This window comes from Chryseobacterium sp. PTM-20240506 (assembly GCF_048296755.1).
Classification (GTDB): domain Bacteria; phylum Bacteroidota; class Bacteroidia; order Flavobacteriales; family Weeksellaceae; genus Chryseobacterium; species Chryseobacterium proteolyticum.
The window spans coordinates 2,606,692-2,626,070 of sequence record NZ_CP182581.1 but is presented as its reverse complement, the minus strand read 5'-3'; the positions used below and the strand labels follow the sequence as shown (position 1 = coordinate 2,626,070).

The window sequence follows — 19,379 nt, the reverse complement described above, 5'->3', positions numbered from 1 at the left end:
TCTGAATTTTAAAGTGCAAAGATAAGATTTTTGAAAGTCTTATAAATAAAAAAACTTCCCAAAGGAAGTTTTTGAATATATTTTTTAAGAAAATTATTTTAGAATTTCTGTAAGAGCCGCCTGTTTATATTTTACTGAAATGTCTTTGGCTGTTTCTCCGTTTTCATTCTTCAGATTTTTTGAAGCACCTTTTTTTAATAATATTTTAGCCAGGTCAGGTCTTCCAAATTTAGCTGCGGCCATAAGCGGACTTAGATTGCTGCAGATTTTATTGACGTCTACATTATTTGTAAGTAAATAATTAAAAATATTTTTTTTGTCGAATCTTACACTGTACGCCAAAAGATTGTAGCTGATATTTTTTTCTCCCAGACATTTATCGTAGTCTTCTTTTGGAAAAGCTTTTTTAAATGTTTCAATATTATCTGTTTGAAAAGCTATTCTCTGTTCACTTGAAATTTGCTGAGCGAATAATGAACCAGCAAAAATAGAAATTGCGAAAACCAATGTAGTAGAGATTATTTTTTTCATGAAAATTTTATTTTAAGAATACACAAAGTTAATTTATTTTTTTGATACAATTTACTATGATTATGATTTCAATTTTTGAAATTAAATAAAATATATGCTATTTGTTAATAATGACAAAATGTAATTCTGCTAATTTTAAAGGATTGTTTGTGAGAATTTAGTCTTTTGTATACTGGTTTTATAAAAATTTTAACGGCAATATTTTGTGCTTTTTTACAAGTTTTCTTACATTAGACGTAACCAACAAATAATTTATTATGGGAAAAGGAGACAAAAAATCAAGAAGAGGTAAAATTAATAATGGCAGCTATGGAAAAAGAAGACCAAGAAAAGCCTCTAAATCACTAGAAACTTCGGAGGAAAAATCAAAGAAGTAACAGAATAAAAAAGACCGGAAATAAATCCCCGGTCTTTTTTTATACAAATTAAATTATTTTCCGAATATACTTCCCAGGATACCACCCAGTCCGCCTTGTTGTTGCTTTTGGCCTCCACCAAGAACGCTTCCTAAAATATCATTTAATGGATTTCCTGAAGATTGAGCCTGCCCGCCACCGCCAAGAACACTACCAAGAATGTCATTTAACGGAGTTGATTGTTGAGCCTGTGCCTGATTAGAGGCATTTCCAAGAATTCCACCCAATAAATCTCCCAATCCACCTGCTCCAACATTGTTCTGTTGTTTTTCTTTGCCAATATAGCCCATAATAACCGGAGCAAGCATTGCCAAAACAGGACCTATTTTATCAATGGAAATTCCCGTATTTTGTGATAACTGATTTTCAACATTTTGTTTGTCGTTACCGAAAATGTGGCTAAGGATTGAGCCTCCTTCTGCCTGTCTTGCTTCAACTTGTGAAGCATCATCCAGGATACTTCCGTTATGGTCTTTATCCAGAGCATTGTTTAATGCTTCAGCTTCTTTAGAATCCTGAGATTTATTTCTTAAGTATGAAATAATTAGGGGTGCTGCTACAGCTAACAAAGCAATAATCTGGTTTTTGCTGATTCCAAATTTGTTTTCAGCCTGTACCGCAACCTGGTTGCTTGTGTTTCCTGTTAGCAAATCGATTAAACTCATGTTGTGTTTATTTAAATTGTTAATAAACCAATGTTATCAAAAAATATTCCCTAATAATTTTTTTAATCTAAAATTACTGTTAAAGTTTTTTATTTTTTCTAAGCAACTGGTACTGAGTTTAGTTTTTTAAAATAGGGACATTGGAACATGCTTCGCCAAACATCAGAGATTTTACGATCGGCTTCAATTGTTCTACCAATTCTACATACGCATTCTCAGGAATTTCCTTATCCGAACATCCTTTCACCAATACCCTTTTATCTCTTAAATCATCAAAGTCATAAGTCTGTATTGCATTGTGCATTAAAATAACTTCAAGATCTTCACGGTTACCAAAGACTATTTTCTTTGCAACATCAGTAAGTTTGGCTGTAAGGACAAAATAAGCCCACAATGGAACAATAGCATCTGCCGAATTGTAAATGTATATGTAAGCATCACTATATTCATCAGTATTGATAGCGGCCACCTGTGCACGAAATTCTTTTTCTTTCAAAATCATTTCCTTAAAAAGAAAATCTTTCAGGTCGATTCCTTTTCTTGTGCCTTTTGGAAGAAGCGTGGCAAGATCAAAATTTACAAGACCGCTTTCGTTTACTTTATTTCTGATTTCAAATTCTTCTGACATTTTTTATCATTATCTTTGAACAAATTTACAAATTAAGATCCAACAAAGTTTTAATTTGTTCTCTATCCTTATTATAGAAATGAAATATTATATCATTGCCGGAGAAGCCTCAGGAGATTTACACGGGAGTAATTTAATGAAGTCTTTAAAAAAGAAAGATCCGGATGCTGAATTCAGATTCTGGGGAGGTGATCTGATGGCTAAGCAGGGAGGAACCCTTGTAAAACATTACCGTGATCTTGCTTTTATGGGATTTCTGGAAGTTGCTATGAATCTCAGGACGATATTAAATAATATTAAATTCTGTAAAGAGGACATTAAAAATAATCAACCAGATATTTTAATCTTAATTGATTATCCGGGATTTAATCTAAGAATAGCCAAATTTGCCAAAGAACTTGGAATAAAAGTAGTGTATTATATTTCACCACAGCTTTGGGCATGGAAAGAAGGCAGGGTAGAGATCATAAAAAAATATGTGGACGAAATGATGGTCATTCTTCCGTTCGAAGAAGACTTTTATAAAAAACATGGAGTTCATTCCCATTTTGTAGGGCATCCTCTGTTAGATGCTATATCCAGCTTACAGGAAATCGATATTGATGCTTTTAAGAAGGAAAACGGCTTAAATGACAAAGAAATTATTGCCTTATTACCAGGTTCGCGAAAGCAGGAAGTTGAAAAAATGCTGGAAATGATGCTTTCTGTGAGATCATCTTTTAAAGAGTATCAGTTTGTGATTGCCGGAGCTCCAAGTCTGCCAAAAGATTTTTATGAATCTTATGTAGATGATAATGTGCATTTTGTTTCAAATAAAACCTATGATTTACTTAGATGTTCAAAAGCCGCTTTGGTAACGTCGGGTACAGCAACGTTGGAAACTGCTTTACTGAATGTTCCTGAAGTAGTTTGTTACCGGGGAAGTAAGATTTCTTATGCTATTGCTAAAAGATTGGTTAAAAATATAAAATATATTTCTTTAGTAAACTTGATTATGGATCGGGAGGTTGTAAAGGAGCTGATCCAAAATGATCTGAACACCGGAAATTTAATCGAGGAATTAAAAAAAATACTGGATGGAAATAAAAGATCACAAGTATTGAATGATTATGTTCTTTTAAAAGAAAAGCTCGGTGGAAGGGGGGCAAGTGATCATGCTGCAGATGTGATTTTGAAAGTTTGAAATATTCAATAATAAATAACATAAATCGTAGAATTTTTTTCTGCGATTTTTATTTTTTAAAACGAATTTAATAGTCTTTTAAAGATTCTGAAATTTTGATGTGCTAATTTTTGTCTCAATAAATATTTTTGAGTAACACAAATTTTCGAATTGAATAAGCAGCCACTTTTTATTCTCGTTATATGTTTTATTCTTGGGATCTTTTTTCAGGACTATGTATCACTTGATAAGAGATTTATTGTCATTGTAACAATTCTATGTTCAGTTCTTTTGCTCGCTTTGTTTCTCCGGTCCTATCTTTCCCATAGGGGCAGGCCAATTTTTTTAGCGTTGATGTTCTTTTTTCTTGGCATTATTTTACATTCATTGAATACGTTTCCTTTGAATTCTGATGTAATGAAATCCAGGGAACTTGTAACATTTAAAATAGTCAGAAAGCTAAACTCAACAGAAAAATACAAGAAATATGAGGTTATTGCTCAGGCAGAAGGAAAAAACATCAAGTCAATTTTATTTATTCCTAAGAATATTCATCAGCTTAACTTTGATTACTATTATAAAGGCTGGGTTTTTATTCAGGAATTGAAACCTCCTGTATATGATTTTCAATTTAATTATTCCGGTTACCTTAATCGCAAAAATATAAGGTACCAGATGTACCTATCGGGAGAACTGTTATCCGTTGCCAGAAACGATATGAGTTTAAAGGAATCTATTCGGCAGAGAAGGCTTGAAGTTTTGCAAAAAATTGACGGAATAAATATCTCTCCTAAAAACAGGGAGTTTTTAAAGGGAATTATCCTTGCTGATCGAACGGAAATGGATTCAGCGGTAATACAGGATTTCAGCAAATCAGGATTGGTGCATTTTCTTGCCATTTCGGGAACGCATATAATGGTGGTTTTTGGTCTGTTCTATTTTATTTTCAGAATGATCCTTCCTTTGAAATTCAGGAAATATACAGTAATACTGAGTTTAATATTTATATGGATGTTTGCTTTGTTTATTGGATTTGGAAATTCTGTTCTGCGGGCATGTATTATGCTTACTGTTTATTTTATCTATGTTTTACTCCAGAGAAAACCAGATGTACTGCATTCTGTAGCTTTGTCCGCTTTTATCATTTTATTTATGGATTCCCAACAGTTATTTACCATTGGATTTCAATTAAGCTTTATAGCTGTCATAGGAATATTCTGGTTGAATCAGCCATTGTTAAAATGCTTTCCAAAGAAGGATAGCTATTTTAAAAAATTGCTTTTCAATACGATATCTGTTTCTGTTTCTGCTCAGCTTGCAACAATTCCTTTAGTTTTATACTACTTTCATCAGTTTTCATTTATTTCCATTGTTGCCAATTTCATCGTGATTCCCTTTTCAGAGCTTATTATTATATGCTCTTTTGTTATTGCAGCTTTAGCCGCATTTAATATGGATTTTAATTTGATCAACCAAGGATATGATATCATGATTAACGGATTGCTTACAAGTATCCGGTGGTTTGCTGATTTCGATACTCTTTTTTTTGAGAATATTCCGATGAATCTTGTTGAAGTCTTTATTTTATCTGTGTCTGTCTATTGGTTGAGGTTTGTTATACTGAAATTCAATTTTGAAAACAGGATGATGCTGATTTGTTTTATTCTTTTGTTTTTTATTGCAAGAGCTATCTTTACGATTGTAGAAAATCAAAAGGATGAGGTTTTAATACACGATTCAGGAAAAAATAAAGTGCTTTCAATTAAATATGGCAATAAAGCCTTGTTTTGGATATCAGACTCCACTGACAGGGATAAAATTATTAAATATATGGTTAATCCTTATTGTACTTCCCGAAGAATAAAAAGTGCTGAATTAAAAAGTCTGGACGTAACCAGGAAAAAGATTATTTACAAGGGTAAGATTTATGAGATAAATTGATGCTTGTCATTCTCTGATTTTCGCTTATTTATTAAGCTTTTACAATCTTATTTAGAAAGATTACAAACTGGCTAATAGTGAGATTTCTCACTTTTCAGTATTGTTAACATTTCCTAATTTTGTAGAAATTCAAATTTAAACTTAATATGGCAGGTTTAACGAGTTCTACAATAGGTAGAAAATATGCTATGGCATTATCAGCTATGTTTTTGCTGATTTTTCTTATACTGCATTTAACAACAAATTTATTATCTGTTATAAATCGAGATGCATTCAATACAGCGTCCGATTTTATGGGGTATAATCCTTTTGTTCAATTCTTAATGCAACCTATTCTTGGTTTCGCAGTACTTTTCCATTTTATTATGGGATTTGTTTTGGAAGTTAAGAATAATAAAGCGCGTCCGATTAAATATGATTCCAACAATGCTTCTGCAAATTCTACATGGATGTCCAGAAACATGATCATTTCCGGAGCTGTTATATTAGCTTTTTTAGCGCTTCACTTTTATGATTTCTGGATTCACGAAATCAATTATAAGTACGTAGAAGTGCTTGCACCTGATGCAGAGCGTTTCTGGCCGGAATTGCATGAAAAGTTTGCAGATATCTGGAGAGTAGCTTTATATGTAATCTCATTTGTTTTATTGGGACTACACCTTGCTCACGGATTCCAATCTTCTTTTCAGTCAATTGGAGCAAGACATCCAAAATATACTCCGGTAATTAAAGCGATAGGAACATGGTATTCAATCCTTATTCCTTTTGGATTTATTTTCATCGCGATTTATCATTTTATAACTCAATAATATCACTATACTAGTATGAGTAAATTAGATTCAAAAATTCCAGCAGGTCCTCTTAAGGATAAATGGAAGCATCATAAAGACCATATGAACCTTGTTGCACCAAACAACAGAGATAAGATTGATATTATTGTTGTAGGTACTGGTTTGGCCGGAGGTTCTGCAGCTGCTACTTTAGCAGAGCAGGGATATAATGTAAAGGCATTCTGCTACCAGGATTCTCCAAGAAGAGCACACTCTATTGCAGCGCAGGGAGGTATTAACGCAGCTAAGAATTACCAGGGTGATGGTGACTCTACCTATAGATTATTCTATGACACTATTAAAGGTGGTGACTACAGAGCAAGAGAGGCTAATGTATACAGATTGGCTGAAGTATCTGCCAATATTATTGACCAGTGTGTTTCTCAAGGAGTACCTTTCGGGAGAGATTACGGTGGCCAGTTAGACAACCGTTCATTTGGTGGTGTTCAGGTAAAAAGAACATTTTATGCAAAAGGGCAAACAGGACAACAGTTATTGTTAGGTGCTTATTCTGCAATGAGCCGTCAGATCGGTAAAGGTAGAATCAAAATGTACAACCGTCATGAGATGCTGGACCTTGTTATTGTAGACGGAAAAGCCAGAGGTATTATTGCCAGAAATCTTGTAACCGGAGAAATTGAAAGACATTCTGCTCACGCAGTGGTTATTGCATCTGGAGGATACGGAAATGTTTATTTCCTTTCCACTAATGCAATGGGTTCAAACGTTTCCGCAGCATGGAAAATTCATAAGAAAGGAGCGTATTTCGCAAACCCTTGTTATGTACAGATTCACCCGACGTGTATTCCTGTTCATGGAACACAACAGTCTAAATTAACTTTGATGTCCGAATCTTTGAGAAACTCAGGAAGAATCTGGGTTCCTAAAAAGATAGAGGATTCTGTTGCAATCAGAGAAGGTAAATTAAGACCTGAAAATATAAAAGAAGAAGACAGAGATTATTATTTAGAAAGAAGATATCCTGCATTTGGTAACTTAGTACCTAGAGACGTTGCGTCTAGAGCTGCTAAAGAAAGATGTGATGCTGGTTATGGAATCGAAAATAATGATACCAAAGAAGGTGTTTATCTTGATTTCTCTACAGAGATCATGAAGAAAGGTAGAGAAGCAGCAATTGAAAAGCATATTCATAATCCTACAGATCAGCAGCTTTATGATTTAGGAAAAAAATGGGTGGAGGAAAAATATGGTAACCTATTCGTTATGTACGAAAAAATTACCGCAGATGATCCTTATAAGACACCAATGAAAATTTATCCTGCGGTACATTATACAATGGGGGGAATCTGGGTAGATTATAATCTTCAGTCAACAATTCCTGGATGTTTCGTAATTGGTGAGGCTAACTTCTCTGATCACGGAGCAAACAGACTCGGAGCATCAGCATTAATGCAAGGTCTTGCGGACGGATATTTCGTTCTTCCTTATACCATTGCAGATTATCTTTCTGCTGATATCAGAACAGGAGCTATTCCTACGAATACAGGAGCATTTGAAGAAGCTGAAAAAGGAATTAAAGAGAAAATAGATTTCTTCTTAAATAATAAAGGAACCCACTCTGTAGACCATTTCCACAAGCAACTAGGAAACATTATGTGGAACAAAGTAGGAATGGGAAGGACTCCTGAAGGTTTAAGAGAAGCGATAAAAGAAATTGAAGAAGTAAGAAACGATTTCTGGAAAAATGTAAAGGTTCCGGGAGAAGGAGAAGGAATGAATACTGAGCTTGAAAAAGCTTTCAGAGTAGCTGATTTCTTAGAGCTTGGACAGTTAATGGCTATCGATGCATTACACAGAAACGAATCTTGTGGAGGACATTTCCGTGAAGATCACTCAACTCCGGATGGAGAGGCTGAAAGAGATGACGTAAACTACAAATACGTTGGAGCCTGGGAATATCAGGGAGCAGATATCAATAATGAAATTCTGCATAAAGAAGACCTGATATATGAAAACATTGAGGTTAAAACTAGAAGCTACAAATAATCTCCAACCTATAAATATAAAATTATGAGTGCAAAAAAAGGCTTACATCTTACGCTGAAAATTTGGAGACAAAAAAATAATAAAACCAAAGGTCAGTTTGAGACCTATAAAATATCGGATGTATCAACAGATTCTTCATTCTTAGAAATGTTGGATATCCTTAATGAAAATTTAATTAACGAAGGAAAAGAACCGATCGCATTCGATCACGATTGCCGTGAAGGAATCTGCGGAATGTGTTCTCTTTACATCAATGGTAGAGCGCATGGACCTGATACAGGTATTACAACTTGCCAGCTTCACATGAGAATGTTCAAAGACGGTGAAACAATTGTTATTGAGCCATGGAGAAGTGCCGCTTTCCCGGTAATTAAAGACTTAATGGTAGACAGAAGTGCATTTGACAGAGTAATGGCTGCAGGTGGATTCATTTCTGTGAATACTTCAGGAAACACATTGGATGCTAATGCAATCCTTGTTCCTAAGGATGATGCGGATAAAGCAATGGATGCTGCAGCATGTATTGGTTGCGGAGCTTGTGTTGCTACATGTAAAAATGGTTCTGCGATGTTATTTGTTGGAGCTAAAGTTTCTCAGTTTGCCTTACTTCCTCAGGGTAGAGTTGAGGCGAAAAGAAGAGTTCTTAACATGGTGCAGGCTATGGATGAAGAAGGATTTGGTAACTGTTCAAATACAGGTGCTTGTGAAGTAGAATGTCCTAAAGGAATTTCTCTGGAAAACATTGCAAGAATGAACAGAGAATATATGGCAGCACTGGTAGATAAAGGATAACACCAGCTAAATTAAATAGAAAAAATCGTCTCCTTATAGGATGGCGATTTTTTTAGTTAAATCTTTCATAAAAAGTACTATTAAATTGTATTTAGTAATACTGAAAAACCTATTTTTGTTTAATTATAAAAATCAAAATGAAAAAATATCTTTTATTGTTTATCATTGCAATATTTGTAATGTCTTGCTCTAAAAAAGTTGAAGTAAAAGGAAAAATCACAGGTGGATCTCCATTGGAAAGAATAGAGTTCATTGAAGCTTCAGGAGTTGCTACATTACCGTTGGCAAACATTGGAGTGAAAAATGACGGAACATTCTCAGGGAGTTTTGAGGCTCCAAAAAACGGGATGTATCTTATTTCCTACGCCGGAAAACAAAATCTGGTATATCTAAAAGGAGGGCAAACACTTAACATTTCAGGTAGCGGAATGAATTTTCCGAATGATTATGTAATTACAGGTGATGCAAAAAAGAATAATGATTTCTTCACGGCAACTCAAAAATATCTTACCAATTACGCTCAAACAGTTAATATGAATGAGCTGATGATGAAAGATGAAAAGGGATTTCTTCAGGGAATTCAGAAAGTTGAAAAGGATATCAATAATAATATTGAAGAAAACGTTAAAAAATTTAGTCCTGACAGCGAGGTAGTAAATTGGAAGAAGAATGATCTTTCCAGCACTTTGTTGTCCATCATCAACCAGTATGAAATGAGACAAGGCCAAACGCCTGGAAATCCATCTTTTAAAGCCAGTAAGACTTTCACTGATTATGAAAATAAACTTCAGGAAAATAAGGATGTTATGATAAAGGAGAATCCTTACTACAGACAATACTTATTGGCTAAAATGAGTCCTGATTTTCAAAAATATGCTGAAGCTAACAGTAAAAATAAAACAGATATCACTACTTCTGAATTATTTGCCCAGTATTTAAAAACAAAAAAGGATATTTCTCAAACCACGAAAGACTATCTATTAGCATTTGTTATGGCTCAGTCTGATATCCATCCTGGATCACCGGCAAAGGTGACGGATAAAATCAAGAAGATTATTGATGAGGATATAAAAGACGCAACCATTAAAAACGACCTTAATAAAATTCAGATAGCTGTAAATGGGGTTAAAATTGGAGAATTAGCGCCAGATGCCTCTTTAATAAAGCAAGATGGAAAATCCTATAAGCTTTCTGAAAATAAAGGAAAACCTTATATGCTGTTTTTCTATGCTTCATGGAATCCATATATCAGTGAGGCTGCTGTACCGGTACTAAAAGAAGTTGTTAATTTCTATAAATCAAAAATGAATTTTGTATTTGTAAATGTTGACGATACAAAAGATCAGTTTGTAAAAACAAGCAATTCTTTATTGAAAGGAATTCCGGGAACGAATGTTTATGGTGATGGGGGACTGAACTCTGATATTGCTAAAAAATACGGTGTTTATGGATTCAAGTTACCTTGTTTTGTAATTATTGATAAAGACGGTAAAATTGCCAGCAGATCTTTTGTAAATCTTGGAGAGCCTGAATTGGTAACGATACTGGATAAATTAACCGGACTTTCTGCGCCAAAAGTTAATCCGAATGTACAATTACAACCTGGTTTGGGAGCTGACCCTTCTGCTCAGCAAGTAAATCCGCAACCTGCAAATCCTCAACCGGCTCCAACAAAATAGTAAACTTTAACATACATGAAAAACCTTGTCCTAGGATAAGGTTTTTTTTATTGTATTTTTGCAAAATGAAACCGTAAGGTTACATTAGAACAGATAGAAAAAATAGAAATTACGGATGAAAAAGAAGAAGAATATTATTCTTGAAAATATAAGATTAATAGCAGCCGGAGCAAAAGGAGTTGCCATAGGTAGAACGGAAGAAGGCAAAACGGTATTGGTTTCAGGAGCTATTCCGGGAGATGTGGTAAATGCAAGGGTGAAGAAATCGAAGTCTAAGTATTACGAAGCAGAGGCTGTAGAAGTTGTGGAAAGCTCTCCGTACAGAGTAGATCCAAAGTGTATTCATTTTGGCACTTGTGGAGGATGCAAGTGGCAAAATATGAGCTATGAAAAGCAACTGGATTTTAAACAGGAAGAGGTATATAATAATATTAAGAGAATAGGAGGAATTGAGAACTTTGAAACGTTGCCAATCCTGGGTGCTGAAGAGCAATATTATTATAGAAATAAAATGGAGTTTTCTTTTTCCAATGCAAGATGGCTTACTCAGTACGAAATCAGTTCCGAAGAAAATTTTGGAAATAAAGATGCTTTAGGATTTCATATTCCGGGAATGTGGAGCAAGATTTTAGACCTGAAAGAATGTTTTCTTCAAGAAGACCCGTCCAATGCAATTCGTTTAGCCGTAAAAAATTATGCTGTTGAAAATGGTTTGGACTTTTTTGATGTAAAAAATCAGGAAGGTTTTTTAAGAACTCTGATGATGAGGCAGAATTCCCAGGGAGAATGGATGGTCTTGTTTCAGTTATACAGGGAAGAAACTGAAAACAGAGAGAAGCTTTTTGAATTTTTATTGGGTCAGTTTCCACAGATCAAAACATTGGTGTATGCAATTAATCCAAAACAAAATGATTCGATTTACGATTTGGATATTAATGTTTACTCCGGGGAAGGATTTTTAATGGAAGAGATGGATGGACTGAAATTTAAAATCGGGCCTAAATCTTTTTTTCAAACCAACTATAAGCAGGCATTAGAGTTATATAGAAAGACATTGGAATTTGCAGATCTGAAAGGAGATGAAGTAGTTTATGATCTCTATACGGGAACAGGTACTATTGCACAGTATGTGGCCAGAAAGGCGAAGCAGGTGATAGGTATAGAATCTGTTCAGGAGGCTATTGATGCAGCTATTGAACATGCTGAACTCAATGGTCTTACGAATTGTACATTCTATTGTGGGGATATGAAGAATGTCTTTAATGATGAATTTCTCGAAAATCATCCAAAGGCGGATGTGTTGATTACTGATCCTCCGAGAGACGGAATGCATCAGAAAGTGGTAGAACAAATATTAAAGCTTTCCCCTGAAAAAGTGGTTTATGTAAGCTGTAATTCAGCTACCCAGGCAAGAGATCTTGCGTTGATGAAAGATCAATATCAGGTTGTTAAGATATTACCTGTGGATATGTTTCCGCAAACCCACCATGTGGAGAATATTGCATTGCTGATAAAGAAATAATTTACCTAAATTTGAGTTTAAATATTATTATGAAATATTTTAAATTTCTCTTATTAACCCTGATGTTGGGAATGCTTTGCTCCTGTGGCGGAGATGATGATATCTGTGAGAGTGGTGAAGGTACGCCACGAATTAAAATTGCTTTTAAAAATGCAGATAATGACAAAATCATAACATTAGACTCTCTTTACGTAGCCGTAGATTATGGGAACGGAAAAGTGCAGTTGGGAAAACAGCAAAAAATAAGTTCAAGACTCATTCCATTAAGGGTTGACGATTCCCCTTATACAGACGTATACTTCCGGTTAGCGGACAAGGGGACTGAGTCAAAGGTAAGGATAAGTTATACCACTAAATCTACATATGTATCTCCCGGATGTGGATTGAAAAAAACATATGAAAACCTGAACTCTGATTCACCAACACCGAGCAATCCGGTAAAGAAAGTTGAAATAGGACAAAATAATATAGAGAATGAAGACAAAACTAATCTTTACCTTCTTTTTTAGCATAAGCCTGCTTGGATTTGCTCAGCAAAAAAAGCCTGTGGAAAAAAAAGAAAAATGGAAATATGAACCAAATTTTATGGTTGGTTTGGATCTTCTCAATGCTGGGAGTGCCTTTTTTTCGGATAGAAAACTCTACCAAGGTTTTATATCTTCCAAAATAAACGGAAATGTACATGCAATTGCAGAAGCTGGTTTTGAAAAAAATGTATACCAGAAAAACGGATATGACGCTAAAGTGAATGGGCCATTTGTTAAGCTGGGAGCTTTTTACATGTTAGCCCAGGATCCGGAGAATGAATTTAATGGTTTTTATGCCGGAGGAAAGGCAGCAGGATCATTTTATACTCAGGAGTATATGGCTGTGCCTGTGCGGGGGTTTGGAGGTAGTAATTCTTCTGTAGCTTTTCCGTCTTCTACCCAATCTTCTTATTGGCTTGAAGGAGTGATAGGAGGAAGAGTACAGTTATTTGAATCCAATTTTTATATTGATGTCAACCTCCAGCCTAAATATATGGTATTTACAACCAAACAGGACGATATACAGCCCATGATCGTCCCTGGATTTGGAAGGAGTTCTTCCAAATTCAATATGGGGTTCTCCTGGAATATAGCCTATAAATTTTAAAAATATCTGAACCTGAAGTTTTCTTCAGGTTTATTTTTTTAGCAGCAGATAAAGAGCTTTCAGTTCTTTTGGAGGTGCTCCGGCATCGAATCCGGAAGATTGATATATTTTCCCCTTATAGGTAATAATGATTACTGAAGATAAAGCACTATCCGAAAAGCGACCTGTTGTTGGAGCGGTATAGGAAGATAGTTTATCCAGATTCAATGAACTGGTTTGTTTTACAATACTTGTCCATTGAGTATCATTTGATTTTGTGATCTTTGATTCTCCATTCAGATATGTTACTATAGAATCTGAGGTAAAAGTTATTTTTCTATCGGTACCTCGCGTTTGCTCTGTTAATTCAATTTTTTCCAGATCGTTTTTCTGATTATTCTTTATAACATGCTTGTTTTCTGTGCTTTTTTGAGAGTGACAACTTCCAATAATAGTTGTTGTTATTGAGAATAATAATATGATAATGTTTTTCATTTTGTATTTTTTTATTTTATTTATTTAAATATAGTTAAATATATTAATCTAAACTGATATATTTGCGAATCTTATAGAAATTTATAGAATGAAAAAATCTACTACTTTGAAATTTCTTTTTTTATTACCTCTATTTGCTACGGTTGCTTTAAGCGCTCAGAGCAAAAATGGAGCTGTTAAAAAGAAAGCGGACTTTGTAAGCAAATCTTCTGAAGAACTTACACAATCGCATGGTTTTGAAAGATGCTCTACAGTAGAGTATGAGAACTATTTGCAGGCAAAATTCCCTGGCAGAATGAATGCTGACCAATTTGAAGCATGGTTGGCTCCATTGGTTCAAAATGCTAAAGCTAATAAATCCCAAAATGGTAATATTATTACAATTCCTGTTGTGGTGCATGTTATCCATAATGGTCAGAATCTGGGAGTTGCTCCTAATATAGTTGATGAGCAGGTTATTTCTCAAATTACCGTAATGAATAACGATTACCGTAGACTTGCGGGAACTCCTGGTTTTAATAATAATGCAGTGGGGGCAGACGTGCAAATCCAGTTTGCTTTGGCTAAGGTAGATCCAAATGGAAATCCTACGAATGGTATTGATAGAATTAACTTATGTCAGGCTTCATGGGCAAGAGCTGATATCGAAACTTTTGTAAAGCCTTCAACTATTTGGGATCCTACCAAATACATGAATATGTGGAGTGTGAAATTTAGTGATAATACCTTGTTAGGATATGCGCAGTTCCCTTCTTCGTCAGGACTACCTGGCTTGAATGTACAGGGAGGTGAAGCTTATTCAGATGGTGTTGTGGCTAATTATGCAACATTTGGAAGCAGCGATTATAATGTAAATAATACATTCCTTCTTGGGGCTCCTTATGATAAAGGGAGAACGATGACACATGAAGTAGGGCATTTCTTAGGTCTAAGACATATCTGGGGGGATGCAAATTGTGGTGATGATTTCTGTGCAGATACTCCTACAGCTCATACATCCAATTATACTTGTAATCCTGCAATCGCAAGTTGTACCAATCCTTCTGTATTCGAAATGGTTCAGAACTATATGGATTATACGAATGATACCTGTATGAATATCTTTACAATCAATCAAAAAGATAGAATTACTGCCGTAATGAATAATTCTCCAAGAAGAATGGAGCTGAAGACTTCAATTGCAGATCAGCCAATTCCTTTATTTCCAAATGATGCAGAAGTAAAGCTTGAAAGAGAATGTGCTACAGCAACCTGTGCTACTACAGCAGCTCAAAATCCGAAAATATCTTTATATAATAGAGGAACAAGCCCATTAACATCTGCGGTAATTACTTACTCTGTAAATGGTAATTCGAAAACATACAACTGGTCGGGAAATCTTGCTCAGGATAAATACCAGATAATTACACTACCAATGGATGCTAATGTATTAGGTGGTCAAATGAATATCAATGTAACATCAGTAAATGGTACTACGGATCAAAGAGCATCTAACAGTAATATCACAGTAAATTATCTGGGAGCTGTAGTGAGAGCTGACGCTAATGTTGTATTTAATCTTCAGTTGGATCAATATGGTTCTGAAACAAGCTGGACTTTAAAGAATAGCTCAGGGGCTACTGTGGAGAGTGGAGGTCCTTATACTGATTCATCAACGGGAGCTCTTCCTGCCCTGAAGACATTTAACTGGACCTTAAGTCCTGATGAGTGTTATACATTAACAGTTAATGATGAATTTGGTGATGGATTCTATCCGTATGGAGGATATTACAATATTAAGTCTTTATCAGGAACAACCCTTCTTTCCGGATCTCATTTTGCTTCAACGCAAAGCAGATCTTTAAAAGTACAGGTACTGGGAACATCAGAATCTAACATTAAAAACAGTGGAATTCAAGTGTATCCTAATCCGGTAAATGATGTATTGAACATTACTAAAGTTTCCAATAAGGCCAATTTTGAAATTCATAATGCTGTTGGGCAACTTGTAAAGAGTGGTATTATAACCAACAATCAGATAAGAGTAGCTGAATTGGTGAAAGGCGCGTATGTCATTTCAATAAAAGATAATGCTGTTTCAGAAAGCATTAAGTTTATTAAAAAATAGATTCAATAGAACAATAGAAAATACCTCAGTTTACTGAGGTATTTTTTTTACTTATAATTTAACAATTGCTTTTGTGAATTATGATTTCCAATTGCTTTATAGGACTGATTTTATTATGGATTGAATGGTTTATTAAAAATTCAATAATATCCTGATATTTTCATTTAATAGTTTATAAGTATAAATAATTTTTTGATTTTATTGATGTTTTGTAGTATAAATATGTATTGGTTTCATATTTTTGTTTAACCAAATTTTTAAAAAGATATTAATTTATGAAAAAACTATTTTCTACTTTATTTTGTAGTTTAATTGGGGTTTCAGCTTTTGCGCAATGGACTCCAACTAAATTTGAAAGAAGTGACAAACTTGAATCCACTAATGTGAGAAATTACTATAAGCTGGATCTCGAGAAAATTAAAACACAACTTAGAGGTGCTCAGGAAATGGGTACTAATTCTAAACCTGTAGAGATTTTACTTCCTACTTTAAAAGGAAAGATCGAAAGATTTGCGGTGTATAGTTTCCCTGTAATGACAAAAGAATTTGCAGAGCAATACCAGCTGGGTTCTTATGTTGGAGTAAGTATGGATGATCCTGGTAAATATTTAAGATTTTCTGTGGCTCCTAATGATTTTCAGGCGATGATTATACAGGATGGGCAATACGAATTCATTGATGCTGTAAATGCTGATAAAACAGTATATGGTGTACATCCGAAAACAAAAAAAGAGGGAGCTTTTGTTTGTTCGACAAAAGAAAGTGCTGTTTCTCAGCAACAAATTAAAGAATTGTTGAAGGAAGGGAAATCCTTTGCTCATCAGCCTACTTCTTTCTCTAAATCTTCTGATAAGAAATACAGAACTATGAGATTGGCTATGTCTGTGACCGGAGAATATACTCAGTATTTCGGAGGGGTTCCTCAGGCGCTTGCCCAGATTAATGCAACAATGACAAGAGTTAATGGTGTTTTTGAAAAAGATTTTGCTTTGCATTTAAATGTATTAAGTTATCCTGCTCTTATCTATGCAGATCCTGCAACAGACCCATATTCTCCTGCTGCTCAGATGGGGAACTGGAATTTACAGCTTCAAAATACACTGACTTCGGTGGTAGGCAATGCTAATTATGATATCGGACACTTATTTGGTGCTTCCGGAGGAGGAGGAAATGCAGGATGTATAGGATGTGTTTGTATAGATCCTACAACGGCAGAACCGGAAGGTAAAGGTTCCGGAATTACTTCACCTGCTAATAATGTTCCGCAGGGAGATTCTTTTGATATTGATTATGTTGCTCACGAAATGGGGCATCAGTTAGGTGGAAATCATACATTCTCGCACGGTCTTGAAGGAACAGGTGTAAATGTAGAACCAGGTTCAGGGACTACTATTATGGGGTATGCCGGGATTACAGGTCCGAATACTGATGTTCAGCCTCATTCTGATGCATATTTTCATATTGCAACAATCAAACAGGTGCAGGCTAATTTAATAGCTAAAACCTGTGATGTGGAAACTACGGTTGCTAACAACCCTCCAGTAATTGCAGCTTTACCTACATATAATATTCCTAAAGGGACAGCATTCGTTTTAACAGCTTCTGCTACAGATGCTGAAAATGATCCCTTAACATATACCTGGGAAGAAATGGATAATGCAAGTGTTACCATTAATAAGAATAATCTGGGGACTACTACTACCGGAGCTTCATTCAGATCTGTAGTTCCTACGACAAGTCCTACAAGATATTTCCCTAAATTATCCTCGGTGTTATCAGGGGTTCTTAATAACTCAAATAACCAATGGGAATCTGTTTCCATGGTGCCAAGAACAACGAAATTTACAGTAACGGTAAGAGATAATAACCCTGCGGCTAATCAGCAGCAGACGCAATACGCCGATCAAACGATTATCGTGGGTAATACCGGTCCGTTTAAGGTTAATACTTTGTATCTTAACGGTGGCGGAGCTTCATCTTTAGAATGGGATGCTGCCAATACGACTGCGGCTCCTTATAGTGTTGCCAATGTGAAGATCGATTATACAACTGATAACGGGGCTACATGGACAGTGCTTGCTGCCACTACACCAAATGACGGTTCAGAAAACGTTACTTTACCTTCTGCTCTGAACGGACAAACTATTAAATTAAGAATTTCAGCAATAGGAAACGTTTTTTATGCCGTTAAATCAATCATGGTTACTACTCTTGCTCCTTGTACGAGTGCGGCACCAATTAATATTGTTGTTTCTAATATTACAGCAAATTCTGCGGATGTTGCGTGGCAGCCAGTTGTTGGAGCTACATATAAGCTTCGTTACAAGAAGGTGTCTGAAACAGTATGGACATCGGTGGATGTAACTACTCCTTATACTACATTGAATGGTTTGATAGATGGTACAGCTTATGAAGTACAGGTGGCTACTGTTTGTAGTGGTACAACAGGAACTTATTCAGCATCCATAAACTTCACAACACAAAATTTAGCATATTGTACTTCTTCTGCAAATGATTCTACATATGAGTATATTTCTAATGTAACGGTTGCTAATATAAACAATCCGTCTCTGGCAAGTTCTTATACCAACTATACAACTAACCCTGCTTTACAGATCAATTTGGTTAAAGGCAGTACTTATCCGATTTCTGTAACTATCGGTGATCCTGATACTGATGCAGTTGCAGCATGGATAGATTATAACAGAAATGGAGCGTTTGAAGACTCTGAAAAGGTTCTTAATTTCCCAGTAGCTGCTATATCTGCTCCTGTTACCGGATCATTTACAGTTCCACAGTCTGCGGTAACAGGCCAGGCTTTAAGAATGAGGGTTATCCTTCGTTATTCAACAAGTGCCGGGGCTTCATTGGGGGCGGCTAATACCTGCGGAACTTTTTCTTACGGAGAAGTTGAAGATTACAATGTGATGGTAACATCTAATCTCGGAACTTCAGAATCTTACGTCAAAAATGAAGGGATCCAGATCTATCCTAATCCGGCGAATGATGTGTTGAATATTACTAAGGTTTCCAACAAGGCAAATTTTGAGATTCATAATGCGGTTGGACAGCTTGTGAAAAGCGGTGTAATTACCAATAACCAGGTAAGGGTAGCTGAATTGTTGAAAGGAGCTTATATCATTTCAATAAAAGATAATACTATTTCAGAAAGTCTCAAGTTTATAAAAAAATAAATAATGAAAGGTGATTTTTATTTTTGAATATTATTAATAATAATCACTGAATTTGTTTAATTAATTTTATATTAAAATATTTAACCCCTATATTTTACAGTATAGGGGTTTTTGTATGGATGTTGGTTTTTTATGATTATCTGGTGATATAAAAGTATTTTGTGTTAATTGTTGTTAAAGTGATGTGTTTTGTATTTTTTTTAATATGATTTTTTATCTTTAAAAAATGTGTTATTTTTTAACTAATTAGTTAGTCTTTTAGGTGTATTGAGTTTATCTGTATATTTATTGTGTTTT

16 protein-coding genes are annotated in these 19,379 nt (G+C 34.9%); 12 read left to right on the top strand and 4 right to left on the bottom strand.

The window, feature by feature from the left end; all coding sequences use genetic code 11:
- Nucleotides 1–93 precede the first annotated feature (93 nt).
- On the bottom strand, nt 94–531 hold the full coding sequence (locus tag ACNFU2_RS11600) for an ankyrin repeat domain-containing protein (RefSeq protein ID WP_172280763.1): 438 nt from the start codon (nt 529–531) through the stop codon (nt 94–96).
- Between the two features lie 257 nt (nt 532–788).
- Here ACNFU2_RS11600 and ACNFU2_RS11595 point away from each other — a divergent pair, with 257 nt between their 5' ends.
- A complete protein-coding gene (locus ACNFU2_RS11595) occupies nt 789–908 on the top strand; it encodes a 30S ribosomal protein THX (protein WP_172280761.1) in 120 nt (39 codons plus the stop codon).
- Between the two features lie 53 nt (nt 909–961).
- Here the strand turns inward: ACNFU2_RS11595 and ACNFU2_RS11590 are convergent, their stop codons facing one another.
- Both ACNFU2_RS11590 and ACNFU2_RS11585 read right to left on the bottom strand, forming a co-directional pair.
- A complete protein-coding gene (locus ACNFU2_RS11590; RefSeq protein ID WP_418121764.1) occupies nt 962–1,612 on the bottom strand; it encodes a DUF937 domain-containing protein in 651 nt (216 codons plus the stop codon).
- Between the two features lie 118 nt (nt 1,613–1,730).
- Nucleotides 1,731–2,240, bottom strand: a complete 510-nt coding sequence (locus ACNFU2_RS11585; protein WP_418121763.1) for a DUF2480 family protein — start codon at nt 2,238–2,240, stop codon at nt 1,731–1,733.
- 79 nt (nt 2,241–2,319) lie between these two features.
- Here ACNFU2_RS11585 and lpxB point away from each other — a divergent pair, with 79 nt between their 5' ends.
- The 9 genes from lpxB (at nt 2,320) to ACNFU2_RS11540 (ending at nt 13,307) form a co-directional block, all read left to right on the top strand.
- Complete coding sequence (gene lpxB, locus ACNFU2_RS11580; protein WP_418121761.1) at nt 2,320–3,423, top strand: lipid-A-disaccharide synthase; 1,104 nt, start codon at nt 2,320–2,322, stop codon at nt 3,421–3,423.
- 396 nt (nt 3,424–3,819) lie between these two features.
- Nucleotides 3,820–5,343, top strand: a complete 1,524-nt coding sequence (locus tag ACNFU2_RS11575) for a ComEC/Rec2 family competence protein (RefSeq protein WP_418121759.1) — start codon at nt 3,820–3,822, stop codon at nt 5,341–5,343.
- A gap of 146 nt (nt 5,344–5,489) precedes the next feature.
- A complete protein-coding gene (locus ACNFU2_RS11570) occupies nt 5,490–6,152 on the top strand; it encodes a succinate dehydrogenase cytochrome b subunit (RefSeq protein ID WP_172280751.1) in 663 nt (220 codons plus the stop codon).
- A gap of 15 nt (nt 6,153–6,167) precedes the next feature.
- Entirely contained in the window at nt 6,168–8,180 is a 2,013-nt protein-coding gene (locus tag ACNFU2_RS11565) for a fumarate reductase/succinate dehydrogenase flavoprotein subunit (protein ID WP_172280749.1), read from the top strand.
- A gap of 24 nt (nt 8,181–8,204) precedes the next feature.
- Entirely contained in the window at nt 8,205–8,972 is a 768-nt protein-coding gene (locus ACNFU2_RS11560; protein WP_172280747.1) for a succinate dehydrogenase/fumarate reductase iron-sulfur subunit, read from the top strand.
- Between the two features lie 137 nt (nt 8,973–9,109).
- The gene (locus tag ACNFU2_RS11555; RefSeq protein ID WP_418121756.1) at nt 9,110–10,651 is read left to right on the top strand and encodes a TlpA family protein disulfide reductase; all 1,542 of its coding nucleotides are present in this window, start codon (nt 9,110–9,112) and stop codon (nt 10,649–10,651) included.
- Nucleotides 10,652–10,766: 115 nt separating this feature from the next.
- A complete protein-coding gene (gene rlmD, locus ACNFU2_RS11550) occupies nt 10,767–12,173 on the top strand; it encodes a 23S rRNA (uracil(1939)-C(5))-methyltransferase RlmD (RefSeq protein ID WP_345991775.1) in 1,407 nt (468 codons plus the stop codon).
- A gap of 29 nt (nt 12,174–12,202) precedes the next feature.
- Nucleotides 12,203–12,682, top strand: a complete 480-nt coding sequence (locus ACNFU2_RS11545; protein WP_172280742.1) for a DUF6452 family protein — start codon at nt 12,203–12,205, stop codon at nt 12,680–12,682.
- Nucleotides 12,648–13,307, top strand: a complete 660-nt coding sequence (locus ACNFU2_RS11540; RefSeq protein WP_345991776.1) for a DUF6048 family protein — start codon at nt 12,648–12,650, stop codon at nt 13,305–13,307. The genes ACNFU2_RS11545 and ACNFU2_RS11540 overlap by 35 nt, the downstream gene beginning before the upstream one ends.
- Nucleotides 13,308–13,337: 30 nt before the next feature.
- On the opposite strand, the gene ACNFU2_RS11535 is transcribed toward ACNFU2_RS11540, so the two are convergent.
- The gene (locus ACNFU2_RS11535; RefSeq protein ID WP_418121753.1) at nt 13,338–13,781 is read right to left on the bottom strand and encodes a hypothetical protein; all 444 of its coding nucleotides are present in this window, start codon (nt 13,779–13,781) and stop codon (nt 13,338–13,340) included.
- A gap of 88 nt (nt 13,782–13,869) precedes the next feature.
- Here ACNFU2_RS11535 and ACNFU2_RS11530 point away from each other — a divergent pair, with 88 nt between their 5' ends.
- Both ACNFU2_RS11530 and ACNFU2_RS11525 read left to right on the top strand, forming a co-directional pair.
- Nucleotides 13,870–15,888, top strand: a complete 2,019-nt coding sequence (locus ACNFU2_RS11530; protein WP_418121751.1) for a M43 family zinc metalloprotease — start codon at nt 13,870–13,872, stop codon at nt 15,886–15,888.
- A gap of 275 nt (nt 15,889–16,163) precedes the next feature.
- Nucleotides 16,164–19,082 carry a reprolysin-like metallopeptidase gene (locus ACNFU2_RS11525; RefSeq protein WP_418121749.1) on the top strand — a complete coding sequence of 973 codons (2,919 nt, stop codon included), beginning with the start codon at nt 16,164–16,166 and terminating at the stop codon, nt 19,080–19,082.
- Nucleotides 19,083–19,379: the final 297 nt, after the last annotated feature.